This window comes from Bacteroides sp. AM32-11AC (assembly GCF_003603515.1).
GTDB classification, from domain to species: Bacteria; Bacteroidota; Bacteroidia; order Bacteroidales; family Bacteroidaceae; genus Bacteroides; species Bacteroides uniformis.
The window spans coordinates 31,357-45,481 of record NZ_QTNH01000007.1 but is presented as its reverse complement, the minus strand read 5'-3'; the positions used below and the strand labels follow the sequence as shown (position 1 = coordinate 45,481).

Genomic DNA, 14,125 nt, shown 5'->3' with positions numbered 1-14,125 from the left:
CCTTATATAAATATATATATTCCCACTCCGCCACAAATCACACTAAAAAGTGTACATTTGTAGCGGAGTTTTTTATATACCAATGTCATGAGAGAATTTATCATTGCAGACAATCAAGATATCACCAAAGCAGGCATGATGTTCCTATTGGGCAGACAGAAAGACACCTCCCTGCTGCTGGAAGCCGACAACAAGGCAGAACTGATACAGCAACTACGCCTGCATCCCACCGCCGTTGTCATTCTGGACTATACCCTTTTTGATTTTTCGGGAGCCGAAGAGCTAATGGTACTTCACGAACGCTTCAAGGAAGCCGATTGGCTACTCTTTTCCGACGAATTGAGCCTACCGTTCCTGCGCCAGGTATTGTTCAGCAGCATGGCATTCGGCGTAGCGCTGAAGGATAATTCCAAAGAAGAGATACTGACCGCACTACAATGCGCCTCACGCAAGGAGCGATTCATCTGTAATCACGTCAGTAACCTGCTGCTCGCAGGCAACGGTTCCTCCTCCCCCACTCATCCTACCATCAAAGATGATTTACTGACTACTGCCGAACGGAGCATCCTAAAAGAGATAGCCCTGGGGAAAACAACCAAAGAAATAGCTGCCGAACGAAACCTCAGCTTCCATACGGTAAACAGCCACCGGAAGAATATCTTCCGGAAACTGGGTGTAAACAATGCGCACGAAGCCACCAAATATGCCATGAAGGCAGGCATCGTAGACTTGGTGGAATATTATATATAAATCTCCCCGCTCCCGACACACAGCCGGGCATCAGCATCATACACCACTCCGAACTGGCCCGGAGCAATGCCTTGCAGCTTTTCTTCCGAAACAATGCGGTAACCCTCCGCCTCCTTTTGCAACCTGCCTTTGACAAACTCCGGCGTATGGCGTATCTTGAAAGTCACCTCCACCTCTTCCTGCGCTCCCTTCCAGGGATTATCCGTAATGAAATGAAAATCGTACATACGGAATTCATAGCCGTATTGCAATGCCGTATCACATCCGCGGGACACGTAAATCACATTCTCCTCCACATCCTTGCGGACAACAAACCACGGTCCTCCACCCAACCCCAATCCTTTACGCTGGCCGATGGTATGAAACCAATAGCCCCGATGCTTGCCCAACTTTCTACCCGTTTCCAACTCCACAATATCCCCTTCCCTTTCGCCAAGGAAACGGCGCACAAAATCATTATAATCAATCTTTCCCAGAAAGCAGATGCCCTGACTGTCACGACGTCTGGCGCTGGGCAATCCGGCACGCAGGGCTATGTCACGAACCTCATTCTTCATCAGTCTGCCCAATGGAAACATCAGTTTGGAAACTTGCAGATAATCTATCTGTGCCAGAAAGTCGGTCTGGTCTTTCACGGAATCGGCAGCGGTACCGAGCCATGTCTTTCCATCCCTCAACACCGTAGTGGCGTAGTGCCCGGTTGCCGTGATATCGAAATCCTTCCCCACACGTTGCTCAAAGCACCCGAACTTTATCAGCTTGTTGCACATCACATCCGGATTGGGAGTCAAGCCACGTCTTATTTTATCAATGGCATAAGCCGCCACCTGGTCCCAATACTCCCGGTGCAGGTCCACTACTTCCAACGATAATCCATAACGCCGGGCAATGGCAGAAGCCATCTCCATATCCTCTTCCGCAGAGCAGTCCATATAATCGGCATCGTCCCTCCCTATTTTGATATAAAATAGAGAAGGACGGTAACCTTGTTCGCAAAGGAGATGTACCACCACGGAGCTGTCTACACCTCCCGACAATAATACAGCAATATTCATTCTATCGTATACTGTTATTCTTTTAAATTCTGTCAAATGCCTGGGACAAGTCGTCCAGCAAATCATCGATATGTTCTGTCCCGATGGAGAGGCGGACCGTGCCCGGTTTGATGCCTTGTTCTTCCAATTCCCGTGCACTCAATTGGGAATGGGTAGTGGTGGCAGGATGGATAACCAGGGATTTCACATCAGCCACATTGGCAAGCAACGAGAATATCTGTAAACTGTCAATAAACGTCTGCGCTTCCTTCACACCGCCCCGCACCTCAAACGTAAAGATAGAACCGCCTCCATTCGGAAAGTATTTCCCGTAAAGCGCGTGGTCAGGATGTTCGGGCAGGGACGGGTGGTTCACGGCAACCACTTTGGGATGCTTCTTCAAGAATTCAACCACTTTCAAGGCATTCTCCACATGACGTTCCACGCGAAGCGACAACGTCTCCAATCCTTGCAACAGAATGAAAGCATTGAAAGGACTGATTGTGGCACCGGTATCACGCAACAATACGGCACGGATACGGATGGCATAGGCAGCAGGACCGGCAGCGTCGACGAAACGTACTCCATGATAACTCGGGTCCGGTTCCGTCAGTTGGGGAAACTTCCCCGAGGCCACCCAGTCGAACTTGCCGCTATCTACAATAACACCACCCAAGGACGTACCATGCCCTCCGATGAACTTCGTTGCCGAATGGACTACAATATCTGCCCCATGCTCTATGGGACGAATCAAGTAAGGAGTACCGAAGGTGTTATCTATAATCAGAGGAATCCGGTGACGGTGTGCTATTTCAGCAACGGCATCAATGTCAATGATGTTGCAATTCGGATTTCCCAGCGTTTCAATGAATACTGCCTTGGTATTCTCCTGAATCGCTTTCTCGAAATTGTCCAGATTGCCCGGGTCCACAAAAGTAGTGGTAACCCCGTAGGCAGGCAATGTGTGGGCCAGCAGATTATACGTTCCACCGTAGATGGTCTTAGCTGCCACGATATGGTCGCCTGCACGGGTGATATTCTCAAAGGCATAAGTGATGGCTGCCGCACCCGAGGCTACGGCCAATCCGGCAACACCGCCTTCCAGAGCCGCCACACGTTTCTCGAACACATCCTGGGTGGAATTCGTCAACCGCCCGTAAATATTCCCCGGGTCCTGCAAGCCAAAGCGGGCTGCCGCATGGGCCGAATTACGAAATACATACGAAGTTGTCTGATAGATAGGTACGGCGCGGGCATCAGTTGCCGGGTCGGGTTGTTCTTGTCCAACGTGAAGTTGTAGAGTCTCAAAGTGCAATTTCTTTGTTTCCATTGTCGTTTGTATTTTAGGTGAATAAACCGTTTCTCATTCGGATGTTGCAAAGATAGAGCGATAAGCCGGGGCAGACAATGACACAGATTAGGGAATTTTATACCACAATTGTGGTAGATAAGCAAGCTATTTTCTATCTTTAGATAAGATAGACTGCATTTCGGCAAAACTTTTTCATGCAAGCATGAAAGTTCTGCACTCAATTTGCACTATCTTTGCCCCCATGAAAGCAAGAAATATACTGATACTCATATTGGGAACCCTGATTCTTCCCATTTATCTGACTTCCTGCGGGGTGGACCGCTGGAAAGAGTATGCCGGACAGACCCAGACAGACCGCTGGATTGACGATACCATGCGTGTGTGGTACTATTGGGTAGACGCTATCCCCCATACCAACGACCTGAACTATTTTCAAGCCCCTTTCACTTTCTTTGCCTCGCTCAAATCCGAAGAAGACAAATTCTCCACCATCGACAGTCTGGTCAGCATCACCACTACCCGCAGCATCCCCTATACGGATTACAGCTACGGATTCCAGTTCACTACCAACCAGATAGAAGTAGAAGGAGAAGAGAATGCCATTGTTGCACAGATTCTTTACGTTGCCGACGGAAGCCCGGCCTCGGAAATCGGGCTGAAACGGGGTGACTGGATTATGAAGATGGACGGGAACTTTATTACTGAACAGAATTATAAGAAACTGTATGGAAGTAGTGCCATGGAACTTACAGTAGGTTATTACGACGTGGAGAAAAATGCCATCGTTGCTTACGACAAACCCAGACAGATAGCATCGGCGCGTCCCGTCAACGACAACCCGGTGCACTATAAGAATGTATATACATCAGGCAGCAAGAAAATAGGTTATCTGGTCTACAACCACTTCAGTTCCGGCCCCACGGACAACAGTAATGAATATGACAACGACCTGCGCAGCGCATTCCAATATTTCGCATCACAGCAAGTCAACGAATTCATCCTTGACTTGCGCTACAACAACGGTGGATTACTGAGTTGCGCAGAATTGCTGTGTACCATGCTTGCACCTTCCTCCGCCTTGGGACAAGAGTTGGGGTACCTGGAATTCAACAACCGCTTCAATCCGCAGATAGTACCGTTCACCCTGAACTCCGGACTCATCGGAAACGGAGCAAACCTAAACCTGAATACTCTCTACGTACTTACCAGCAGCCAGACTGCCTCCGCCTCCGAAATGGTGATTAACTGCCTCGACCCGTATATGGATGTTGTCATCATCGGCGGTACTACCGTAGGCAAGAATGTAGGTTCCAGGAATTTCTCCAGCCCCGAACTGATGATAACGATGAATCCCATCGTCTGCAAGATATACAATTCGGAAGGGAAATCTGATTATGAATCCGGATTCCAACCGGCCTACTCGGGATATGTAGTGAATGAGATGAGCGACATGTCACGTTTCCTGCCCTTTGGAGATACCAACGAAGCCTTATTGAGCACTGCACTCGGCGCCATCGACGGAAGCATACAACCGCCCGCACAAGAAAATACCCGTTCTTTAAGAGTGACCACTCTCGCAAACTCCATTGAACGCCGGGCAAGCCATGCCGTACGCATCAAATAAAAAGACCAATAGGATGAAACTAAACAGAAGAGTTACAATCATCACCCGATTTTCGGGAATCATGTTCAGCCTGCTGTTGCTCGGCGGACTGGCAGCTTGCAGCGATGATAACAATGGCAATGATACGCCAGAACCGGAGCCGTCAACCTACCCCACCACTCCTTTCTCCAAAATCGAACTCAAAGAAGTGATAGAGAGCGATGCGCAACCGGTTACTGCCACCCACACCTACCTTTACAACAGTGCAGGCAGGCTGACCAGCTACACCGGCAAACAGAGCTTTACAGCAGGAGACGAACTCTTCGAGATAGAGAATACCACTACTGTCGAATACAAGGACCATCAAGCCGTGATAACCGACGAAGCAGGTACAGTATCAACCTACACGCTGAATGACAAAGGTTATGCCACCACTTGTACCAGTCAGGATATGGCAGGAAATACCCGTACTTACACCTTCTCCTACCTCATCAACACCGAAGACAAATACTATCTGGAAAACATCACAGAAAAGCTGGACGACGGAAAAGAATACTCATTCATTACAATAGACTACAGCAACTTCCGGGCATTGCGCATACAGCAAAAGGTTGACACTTTTGAGCACAACAGTACGGCTACCACACCATCAGGCAATGAAATTGCAAATATCTCCGAAATACCAAGCCTATTCATTACGGACATGTATCCGCTTTCCATGCATGCGGTTGCCATATACGGGAAGATATTGGGAGAACCTGCAAACTATCTGATTACCCAACTCATCCCGGACAGCAACGGAGAAAGTGAAGAGACCACCACCTATACTTATACGTTAGATAACCGGGGTATCGTCACTTCCTGCCATGCAGTCGTCAGGCATATAAGGAACGGCTACGAGCAGGACTACACACGCACCGTGAACTATACCATCGAATAATAAGTTACTTACTTCTTAAAGAACTTGTCGAAGAAAAGGACGTGATAGTCTATGGAGTTGTTCCAATACGTTCCGGTATGTCCACCGGGACGGGTGATGAAGTCATGGTCTATCTTCCTTGCCAGCAGCCGGTTATGCAAGTCCTTGTTCACTTCAAGAAAGAAATCGGCCTCACCGCAGTCGATGATTAGCGCCAAGTCTCCATTTACAATCTTATCCAGCTGGTTGACCACCGTATGCGTATCCCAAGATGCCTTGTTGGCAGCAAACTCTCCCAACTGCTTGTTCATTTCCCAATTCTGGGGGAACGGCCGTATATCCACTCCTCCACTCATACTGCCCGCTGCACCGAACACATCCTTATGACGGATAGCACTCCACAAAGCACCGTGGCCGCCCATACTCAATCCACTGATGGCACGCGCCTTTCTATCGGGAATGGTAGCATAGTTCCCGTCTGTATACTTCACCAGTTCCGAGGTGACAAAAGTCTCATAACGGTAGGCAGGATTCTCCGGACTGTCCCAATACCAACTGTTCTTGCCGTCCGGACATACAAATATGATTCCTTTCTCATCTGCCATCTGCGGCAATTCCGGCTTCAGCTGCACCCAGCTCCGCGCATTGCCGCCATAACCGTGCAACAGATAAACTACCGGACAAGCCTGCTTGCCGATAGCCTTATCAGGCAATACATACACAACTTTTACATCCTTATTCATGGCTGCACTTCTCACCAACACCGTGTCTACACGTGCCGCCTGCAACATTACGGCAGACAGACACCACAAAAGCCCCAAGGCAATAATTCTTTTTTTCATCTATTTATTGTTTATTTTTTCTAACGGATGGCAATATTAACAATAAATACTGAAAAATCATTATCTTTGCCTCACAAACTATTCAAAATCCACTATGGAGTTTATTATCATTCTACTTTTACTTATTCTGAACGGCATTTTTGCCATGTATGAAATCGCTTTAGTCTCCTCAAGTAAAGCACGCCTTGAAACTCTTGTCGGAAAAGGGAACAAAAGAGCCAAAGGAGTATTGAAACAACTGGAAGAACCCGAAAAATTCCTCTCCACCATCCAAATCGGTATTACTCTTATCGGTATCGTATCCGGTGCCTATGGTGGTGCCACCATCGCTGATGACGTAGAACCGCTGTTCGCCCTCATTCCGGGAGTAGCCGCCTATGCCAAGACTCTCGCCATGATTACCGTAGTAGCCATCATCACCTATCTGTCGCTCATCATAGGCGAACTGGTGCCCAAGTCCATCGCCTTGAACAATCCGGAACGATGGGCCACCATGCTCAGCCCCTTCATGATTGTGCTGACCAAGATTTCCTATCCGTTTGTATGCCTGCTGAGCGCTTCCACCAAACTGATGAACAAACTCATCGGACTGAACAGCGGCGAAGAACGCCAAATGACACAAGACGAACTGAAGATGATTCTGCACCAAAGCTCGGAACAAGGCGTCATCGACAAAGACGAAACGGAAATGTTGCGTGACGTGTTCCGCTTCTCGGACAAAAGAGCGAATGACCTGATGACCTATCGCCGCGACATCGTCGTGCTCCATCCCACAGACACACCGGAAGAGGTGCTGCGTATCATCCACGAAGAACACTTCAGCAAATATCTCCTGGTGGAGCGGGGAAAGGACGAGATTATCGGTGTGGTTTCCGTAAAGGACATCATCTTGATGATGGGCGGCGAACAACCCTTCAACTTACGTAGTATTGCACGCCCTGCTTTGTTTATTCCGGAAAGTTTGTATGCAAAGAAAGTTTTAGAGCTGTTTAAGAAGAACAAAAACAAGTTCGGAGTTGTTGTAGACGAGTATGGAAATACAGAAGGTATCATCACCCTGCACGATTTGACGGAAAGTATCTTCGGAGACATCCTCGAAGAGAATGAAACGGAAGAAGAGGAAATCGTTGTTCGTCAGGACGGTTCCATGCTGGTGGAGGCTTCTATGAATCTGGATGACTTTATGGAGGCGATGGGCATTATGAACTATGATGACCTGAAAGAAGAAGACTTCACCACCTTGAGCGGTCTTGCCATGTTCTTGATAGGACGGGTGCCGAAAGCCGGAGACTTGTTCAGCTACAAAAACCTGGACTTCGAAGTGGTGGATATGGACCGCGGACGGGTGGACAAGCTGCTCGTCATCAAGAAAGAAGAAGATGAATAACAAACGCTATTGCGTCTTTATAATTAACTTAAACCATTAAAGCAATGAAAAAAGTAATGATGATTGCAGCCCTTGCCGCTGCATTGGTATCCTGCCAATCAAAAGGAACTCAGAACAATGACGCCGTCGCCATGGACGAAAGTGTAATGGCTGTTACCGGCAATGACTCGTCTGCCGTAGCCGTATACGAAGGAATCCTTCCCGCCGCCGACGGTCCGGGCATCCAGTATGTATTGAGCGTAGACAGTGTAGGTCCCGACGGAGAAAGCGGCTACACGCTGGTAACAACTTATCTGGATGCCGAAGGCCCCGGAAAGAACAAGAGCTTTACTTCCAAAGGAAAGAAAGAAGTTATCCAGAAAGACGTCGACAACAAGAAGAAAACAGCCATCAAGCTGACCCCGAACGACGGGGACACTCCGGTGTACTTCGTAGTAGTGAACGACACAACCCTGCGCCTTGTCAACGACAGCCTGCAGGAAGCTGTGAGTGACTTGAATTATGACATCATCCAGGTGAAATAGTCCATCCATACTTATAAGAAAGAACGGTACAGCCGGAATTACTGAATTCAGTGGTTCCGGCTGCTGTTTTTTCAATGAGGGGGCATTTCAAACAAGAGAACAGAAGGCTATATCAAAAAGTTAGTGCTATCTTTGTCGCTTCATCAAAGTATATATAAACATGAAACATTCTTCCGAGAAACCTTTAGCACCTGCCAACTACTCACGCTGTTTCAACAACCAATGCCCGAAAGCCGACAACTGCCTGCATCGCTTAGCTGCCCTTCGCGATACCCCCGAGTACCCGTCCATCCGCATCATCAATCCACTGTGCATTCCAGAGGATAGCAGTCAATGCGCCTATTTCCAATCGACACAAAAGATACATGTTGCGTGGGGAATCAGCCACTTGCTCGATGAAGTTCCCTACAAGAATCTCCAACCCCTGAAAAGCCAGTTGATAGCCCATTTCGGCCGCGGAAAATACTACCGCTTCTACCGGGAAGAATCTTACCTTTCCCCCGAAGACCAGAACTATATCCGCAGAACTTTCCACCAATACAACATTCCGGGAGAACCGGCTTTCGACTCTTACAGCGAGGAATACAAATGGTAGAAAGGTAATCTTCAGCCCCCTTTTCATGTCATTTTATCACTGAAAATATAGATAACACTTTAGTTCACAACGGTGAACACTTTGTTACAACAGTAAGAAACAAAGTGTTCACATACTATGAAACAAACTGTTCACACTCAATAAAACAAACTGTTTTCTTTAACGGAACAAACTGTTTCCTACTAATGAAACAAACTGTTCTCCATATTGAAACAAACCGTTCTCCTTAGGGAAACAGACGGATTCCCTTTTGAAGCCCTACAAGGGGAATAATTATCGCCTGCGAAAATATAGGAGGAAATACAGCGACATAGTGCGATACCTATTCTCTGCAAAACGGGTGAACGTGTTCGGGAGGATATTGCAGCAACACGGGATGAGGTAAAGGAAAGAGAGGGGGAGATGGTATATTGTGTGGTAAAAGTGGAGAGGTAGAAAAGACGAAAAGGATTACAGTTGAAATAAATTCTTTTTCTTAACTTTGTGAAATAGAAACATCGAATATGACGATGAAGAAAATAAAAATATGAAAACAGCACTATCTATAAATCAACCGTTCAAGGATTGGGTAAACCACCTAAAACAAGACATTCGTAGTGCACAGATTAAAGCGGCTGTACGCGTGAACAGCGAACTGCTTCACCTTTACTGGCAACTGGGAGCAGAAATTATAGAACGGCAGAAAGAAATGACTTGGGGAAGCGGATTTCTCGAAGAGTTGAGTCGTGAGCTGATGGCAGAATTTCCTGATATGAAAGGGTTCTCATATAGAAACATACGCAGTATAAAGCAGTGGTATCTATTTTATAATGAGCCACATACAATTTGGCAACAAGTTGTTTCCAAATTAGGTGAAGAGAAATTTTTCTCCATCCCTTGGGGGCATCATCTCTATATCATCTCCCAATGCAAGGAAGTGAACTTATTCGGAGAAAGACAGTTAAACAATAAAACCGGAAACATATATGGCCGATAATTATCTTGAAAATCAGTACGAGCAATACCGGGCACGCAAAGCAGCTTGGGAGAAAGCGAAAAAATCCGGTAAGGCACAAACGCTACATAAGCCGACACTTCCCCTCAAAAAAGGCGGAAAGAAAGTGTTCGTTACCGGAGGTGCAGGGGGTATTGGCAAAGCCATTGTAGAAGCTTTCTGCAAGCTTAATTACCAAGTAGCCTTTTGTGACAAGAATGAACTGAAAGGGCAGCAAACCGCCCAAGCCACCGGAGCACAGTTCTATCCCGTCGACCTAAACAGCAAAGAAGCATTGGAACTTTGCCTGCAAAATATTTTCAAGGAATGGGGGGATATTGACATCATTATAAACAATGCCGGCATCAGTGAATTCTCTCCCATCACAGAAACGAGTGTGGAGACTTTCGATAAAATATTATCTGTGAATTTACGTCCGGTGTTCATTACTTCACATGCGTTGGCAGTACACCGCAAAAGTCAAAACAACACGAATACCTACGGAAGAATCATTAATCTCTGTTCTACGCGCTATCTGATGAGTGAACCGGGCAGTGAAGGATATGCAGCTTCCAAAGGAGGCATCTATTCGTTGACGCATGCGTTGGCTTTATCGCTTGCAGAGTGGCACATCACGGTCAACTCCATCTCTCCGGGCTGGATTCAGACACACGATTATGAACAATTACGGGCAGAAGACCATTCGCAACACCCCTCCGGACGGGTTGGCAAACCGGAAGATATTGCCCGTATGTGCGTATTCCTATGTCAAGACGAAAACGACTTCATCAATGGCGAAAACATAACCATTGACGGAGGCATGACCAAAAAGATGATTTACTGGGAATAGCCCTTTTATAAAACAATCTGCCCAACATAATAATTATAGGATATGAACATGAAAAAGTCTTTTATAGGAATCCTGGCAGCAACCATCATCCTCAGCGGATGCGGCACAAGCCAGATGGCTGCAGGCGACCCTAACGCAGTGCTCGCAGGAGCTGCCATCGGAAGTAATGTAGGCGGTGCCATCGGCGGGCTGATAGGTGACAGTAACGGAGGCTGGCGAGGAGGATACCGGGGTTCCGCCATCGGCACCATCATAGGAACCATTGCGGGAGCTGCCATTGCCAATGCAGCCACAGCCCCCAAAAAGCAGGAGGAGTACAGCTACCGGATAGAAAGGACACAGCCCTATCCCCCGCAATCCGGAAGACAGCCGCAAGCATCGGCCATCGACCACTTGAGGATACGGAATATACGTTTCATTGACGACAGCCGCAACCACGTCATCAATTCGGGCGAAAACTGTAAAGTGATTTTTGAAATCATGAACGAAGGAAACAAAACAGCCTACAACGTAGTGCCGGTGGTGGCAGAAACCACGGGCATGAAGCGTATTTACATATCGCCGTCGGTCATGATAGAGCAAATAACTCCGCGCAACGGTGTGAAATACACCGCCAACATCAGTGCCGGAGAACGGATAAAGACGGGTAACGTCACCATACGCATAGCCATAGCCGACGAGTACGGAGACGAATATGACTGGCAGGAGTTTTCGTTGCCCACACAACGGTAGAACAATGTCTTAACAGTAGTTTTTAAAAAGAAATGGAACAACAGCAATCTTCTTTCAAAGAAAAAGAACGCATAGAATTACGGGAACCCCGACGCTTTAAAGTCACCATCTACAATGATGACTTCACCACCATGGAGTTTGTGGTAAAAGTACTCACCACCGTCTTTTACAAATCATCGGTAGAAGCGGAAACACTGATGCTGCAGGTGCACAAGAGCAACTCCGCGGTAGTGGGCATCTACTCATACGACATCGCCCACTCCAAAGTACAGAAAGCCACCCGCATGGCACGCAATGAAGGTTTCCCCCTCCGGCTCACCGTCACCCCGGAGGAAGAAGAATAAGAAGAAAGAAACAATATGGATATAAAAAATACGATATTCGTAAACCAAGCATTCGCTTCCGCACAAAGAAAGGCCGAGTCTTACCGGCACGAGTTCATCATGCCCGAACATCTGCTGAGCGCCATTATAGAGCAGGAACCCTTTATCCACACCCTGCAAGATACCTTCTACAATTATGTGGAGCTCAGCATCTCGCTGGAAAACTATCTGACGGAAGAAGTGGACACTGTCCCCGACAATGTGGAATACGAGTTGGGACTTTCCGTCCAGCTCAGCTCACTCCTGCAACATGCCTATACGGTGACAGAGTATTCCAGCGCCGAAGAGCTGGATGTTCCTCATCTGATACAAGGCTTGCTGCAACTGGAAGATTCCTGGGCATGCCATTTCCTGAAGGAAGCAGTCGGCGGCGACCTGCCCGAATTCCTCAGCCTGCTCATCACCCACTACGAAGAAGCGGAGCTGGCAGAAGAAGCAGGCGGTACGCCATCTCCCGATGAACAAGAGAAAACAGAACCGTGGCGTAACTACGTGACCTGCCTCAACGACCATCTGGCAGACCACAACCCGCTTATCGGCAGGGAGATGGAGTTGGAGCGAACCATACAAGTGCTCTGCCGCAAAGAAAAGAACAACCCGTTGCATGTGGGCGAACCCGGTGTAGGCAAAACAGCCCTTGCCTATGGGCTTGCCGCCCGTATCGAAGCGGGCAACGTCCCCGAACGGCTTGCCGGCTTCCGTATCTACGAGCTGGACTTGGGCAATCTGCTGGCAGGCACACAATATCGCGGCGATTTCGAGAAGCGGTTGAAAACCATCATGGAGGGCATAGGCCGTGAAGGACACGCCATCGTCTACATCGACGAGATACACAACCTGATAGGCGCCGGACGCACGGGCGAAGGCTCTATGGATGCCTCCAACATGCTGAAGCCCTATCTGGAAACCGGAGCAATACGTTTCATCGGCTCTACCACCTACGACGAGTACAACCGCTACTTCGCACGCAGCAAGGGACTGGTACGCCGCTTCCAGCAGATAGACATACTGGAACCGAACATTGAAGAAGCCATACATATCGTAGAAGGCCTGAAAGAGAAATACGAAACCTACCACGGCGTCACCTACGAGCCCGACGTCATCCCCTATGCCGTAAAGGCAAGCGCCCGCTACATCAGCGACCGTTTCCTGCCCGACAAAGCCATCGACCTGGTGGACGAAGCAGGAGCTTACCGGGAAATACACCCCACAGACTCCGAGGAACAGACCGTGGACAAGGCACTGATAACCGACATACTGGCACGTACCTGCAAAGTCAATGCCCTCGCCATGAAAGAGGACGACACCGTCGCCTTGGAAAGCCTGCACGAACGCATCAGCTCCCGCATCTACGGGCAGGAAGAAGCCGTCCGTCAGGTGGTGGAAGCTGTGCAAATGTCCAAAGCCGGACTGCTGGACGAAAACAAACCGCTGGCAAGCCTGCTCTTTGTAGGCCCCACCGGAGTAGGAAAGACCGAAGTTGCCAAAGTGCTCGCCGCCGAGCTGGGCATTGCCCTGCAACGTTTTGACATGAGCGAATATACCGAAAAGCATACCGTAGCCAAACTGATTGGCTCGCCTGCCGGCTACGTGGGTTACGAGGACGGCGGCCTGCTGACCGACGCCATACGCAAGACTCCAAACTGCGTACTATTGCTCGATGAAATAGAAAAAGCGCATCCCGACGTATTCAACATCCTGCTGCAAGTAATGGACTATGCCGTACTGACCGACAACAAAGGGCGGAAAGCCGACTGCCGACACGTGGTCCTCATCATGACCTCCAATGCCGGAGCACAATATGCCCGCCAAGCGTCCATCGGCTTCAACAGTCAGGTCACCGCCGGAGAAGCCATGCTGAAACAAGTCAAGAAAACCTTTAAGCCCGAATTCATCAACCGCCTCTCTGCCACGGTGGTCTTCCATGACATGGACCGCCCGATGGCATCACTTATCCTCGACAAGAAACTCGGAGAACTAGGCAGCAAGCTGTCTTCCCGCCAGGTGGAAATGGTATTGAGCCAGGAAGCACACGAATGGCTGCTCCAACGGGGTTTTATTCCCGAATACGGCGCCCGGGAGATGGACCGCGTGATAGCCGCCCACTTGAAACCCTTGCTGATGCGCGAAATTCTGTTCGGTACATTGAAGGCAGGAGGAAAAGTCCGCGTGCAAGTGGAAAACGGAGCATTGAAACTACAACCCGCAACCGAATAACGAT

General features: G+C 48.5%; 14 protein-coding genes. 11 read left to right on the top strand and 3 right to left on the bottom strand.

Going from position 1 to position 14,125, the window contains the following annotated elements:
• Nucleotides 1-87 precede the first annotated feature (87 nt).
• The gene (locus DW800_RS09115) at nucleotides 88-750 is read left to right on the top strand and encodes a response regulator transcription factor (protein ID WP_005826511.1); all 663 of its coding nucleotides are present in this window, start codon (nucleotides 88-90) and stop codon (nucleotides 748-750) included.
• Here DW800_RS09115 and mnmA read toward each other — a convergent pair.
• Nucleotides 741-1,805 carry a tRNA 2-thiouridine(34) synthase MnmA gene (gene mnmA, locus DW800_RS09110; protein WP_005835905.1) on the bottom strand — a complete coding sequence of 355 codons (1,065 nt, stop codon included), beginning with the start codon at nucleotides 1,803-1,805 and terminating at the stop codon, nucleotides 741-743. The genes DW800_RS09115 and mnmA overlap by 10 nt on opposite strands.
• 22 nt (nucleotides 1,806-1,827) lie before the next feature.
• Nucleotides 1,828-3,114 (bottom strand): O-acetylhomoserine aminocarboxypropyltransferase/cysteine synthase family protein, encoded by a 1,287-nt coding sequence (locus DW800_RS09105; protein ID WP_005835904.1) that lies wholly within the window; start codon nucleotides 3,112-3,114, stop codon nucleotides 1,828-1,830.
• A 184-nt stretch (nucleotides 3,115-3,298) separates the two neighbouring features.
• Here DW800_RS09105 and DW800_RS09100 point away from each other — a divergent pair, with 184 nt between their 5' ends.
• Both DW800_RS09100 and DW800_RS09095 read left to right on the top strand, forming a co-directional pair.
• The gene (locus DW800_RS09100; RefSeq protein ID WP_119957990.1) at nucleotides 3,299-4,720 is read left to right on the top strand and encodes a S41 family peptidase; all 1,422 of its coding nucleotides are present in this window, start codon (nucleotides 3,299-3,301) and stop codon (nucleotides 4,718-4,720) included.
• Nucleotides 4,721-4,733: 13 nt separating this feature from the next.
• Entirely contained in the window at nucleotides 4,734-5,639 is a 906-nt protein-coding gene (locus DW800_RS09095; RefSeq protein WP_005835902.1) for a DUF4595 domain-containing protein, read from the top strand.
• Nucleotides 5,640-5,647: 8 nt separating this feature from the next.
• Here DW800_RS09095 and DW800_RS09090 read toward each other — a convergent pair whose 3' ends face one another.
• Nucleotides 5,648-6,460, bottom strand: a complete 813-nt coding sequence (locus tag DW800_RS09090; RefSeq protein WP_119957989.1) for an alpha/beta hydrolase — start codon at nucleotides 6,458-6,460, stop codon at nucleotides 5,648-5,650.
• 94 nt (nucleotides 6,461-6,554) lie between these two features.
• Here DW800_RS09090 and DW800_RS09085 point away from each other — a divergent pair, with 94 nt between their 5' ends.
• The 8 genes from DW800_RS09085 (at nucleotide 6,555) to DW800_RS09045 (ending at nucleotide 14,121) form a co-directional block, all read left to right on the top strand.
• Complete coding sequence (locus DW800_RS09085; RefSeq protein WP_005826501.1) at nucleotides 6,555-7,847, top strand: hemolysin family protein; 1,293 nt, start codon at nucleotides 6,555-6,557, stop codon at nucleotides 7,845-7,847.
• A gap of 44 nt (nucleotides 7,848-7,891) precedes the next feature.
• Nucleotides 7,892-8,371 (top strand): copper resistance protein NlpE N-terminal domain-containing protein, encoded by a 480-nt coding sequence (locus DW800_RS09080; RefSeq protein ID WP_005826499.1) that lies wholly within the window; start codon nucleotides 7,892-7,894, stop codon nucleotides 8,369-8,371.
• A gap of 160 nt (nucleotides 8,372-8,531) precedes the next feature.
• Complete coding sequence (locus DW800_RS09075) at nucleotides 8,532-8,966, top strand: DUF6078 family protein (protein ID WP_008663796.1); 435 nt, start codon at nucleotides 8,532-8,534, stop codon at nucleotides 8,964-8,966.
• Nucleotides 8,967-9,492: 526 nt separating this feature from the next.
• Nucleotides 9,493-9,942: a DUF1016 N-terminal domain-containing protein gene (locus DW800_RS09065; protein ID WP_243634913.1), complete on the top strand. Its 450-nt coding sequence runs from the start codon at nucleotides 9,493-9,495 to the stop codon at nucleotides 9,940-9,942.
• Nucleotides 9,932-10,789 (top strand): SDR family NAD(P)-dependent oxidoreductase, encoded by an 858-nt coding sequence (locus DW800_RS09060; protein WP_057252729.1) that lies wholly within the window; start codon nucleotides 9,932-9,934, stop codon nucleotides 10,787-10,789. The genes DW800_RS09065 and DW800_RS09060 overlap by 11 nt, the downstream gene beginning before the upstream one ends.
• 42 nt (nucleotides 10,790-10,831) lie before the next feature.
• Nucleotides 10,832-11,521 (top strand): glycine zipper family protein, encoded by a 690-nt coding sequence (locus DW800_RS09055; protein WP_117749306.1) that lies wholly within the window; start codon nucleotides 10,832-10,834, stop codon nucleotides 11,519-11,521.
• Between the two features lie 32 nt (nucleotides 11,522-11,553).
• Nucleotides 11,554-11,865, top strand: coding sequence for an ATP-dependent Clp protease adaptor ClpS (locus DW800_RS09050; RefSeq protein ID WP_008663802.1), 312 nt, complete (start codon nucleotides 11,554-11,556; stop codon nucleotides 11,863-11,865).
• 15 nt (nucleotides 11,866-11,880) lie between these two features.
• Entirely contained in the window at nucleotides 11,881-14,121 is a 2,241-nt protein-coding gene (locus tag DW800_RS09045) for an AAA family ATPase (protein WP_119957988.1), read from the top strand.
• Nucleotides 14,122-14,125 lie beyond the last annotated feature (4 nt).

What these genes read in the sequence shown, in the direction of transcription:
- DW800_RS09115 (WP_005826511.1), top strand. Translation starts at nt 88, where the DNA reads ATGAGAGAATTTATCATTGCAGACAATCAAGATATCACCAAAGCAGGC.
- mnmA (WP_005835905.1), bottom strand. Translation starts at nt 1,805, where the DNA reads ATGAATATTGCTGTATTATTGTCGGGAGGTGTAGACAGCTCCGTGGTG.
- DW800_RS09105 (WP_005835904.1), bottom strand. Translation starts at nt 3,114, where the DNA reads ATGGAAACAAAGAAATTGCACTTTGAGACTCTACAACTTCACGTTGGA.
- DW800_RS09100 (WP_119957990.1), top strand. Translation starts at nt 3,299, where the DNA reads ATGAAAGTTCTGCACTCAATTTGCACTATCTTTGCCCCCATGAAAGCA.
- DW800_RS09095 (WP_005835902.1), top strand. Translation starts at nt 4,734, where the DNA reads ATGAAACTAAACAGAAGAGTTACAATCATCACCCGATTTTCGGGAATC.
- DW800_RS09090 (WP_119957989.1), bottom strand. Translation starts at nt 6,460, where the DNA reads ATGAAAAAAAGAATTATTGCCTTGGGGCTTTTGTGGTGTCTGTCTGCC.
- DW800_RS09085 (WP_005826501.1), top strand. Translation starts at nt 6,555, where the DNA reads ATGGAGTTTATTATCATTCTACTTTTACTTATTCTGAACGGCATTTTT.
- DW800_RS09080 (WP_005826499.1), top strand. Translation starts at nt 7,892, where the DNA reads ATGAAAAAAGTAATGATGATTGCAGCCCTTGCCGCTGCATTGGTATCC.
- DW800_RS09075 (WP_008663796.1), top strand. Translation starts at nt 8,532, where the DNA reads ATGAAACATTCTTCCGAGAAACCTTTAGCACCTGCCAACTACTCACGC.
- DW800_RS09065 (WP_243634913.1), top strand. Translation starts at nt 9,493, where the DNA reads ATGAAAACAGCACTATCTATAAATCAACCGTTCAAGGATTGGGTAAAC.
- DW800_RS09060 (WP_057252729.1), top strand. Translation starts at nt 9,932, where the DNA reads ATGGCCGATAATTATCTTGAAAATCAGTACGAGCAATACCGGGCACGC.
- DW800_RS09055 (WP_117749306.1), top strand. Translation starts at nt 10,832, where the DNA reads ATGAACATGAAAAAGTCTTTTATAGGAATCCTGGCAGCAACCATCATC.
- DW800_RS09050 (WP_008663802.1), top strand. Translation starts at nt 11,554, where the DNA reads ATGGAACAACAGCAATCTTCTTTCAAAGAAAAAGAACGCATAGAATTA.
- DW800_RS09045 (WP_119957988.1), top strand. Translation starts at nt 11,881, where the DNA reads ATGGATATAAAAAATACGATATTCGTAAACCAAGCATTCGCTTCCGCA.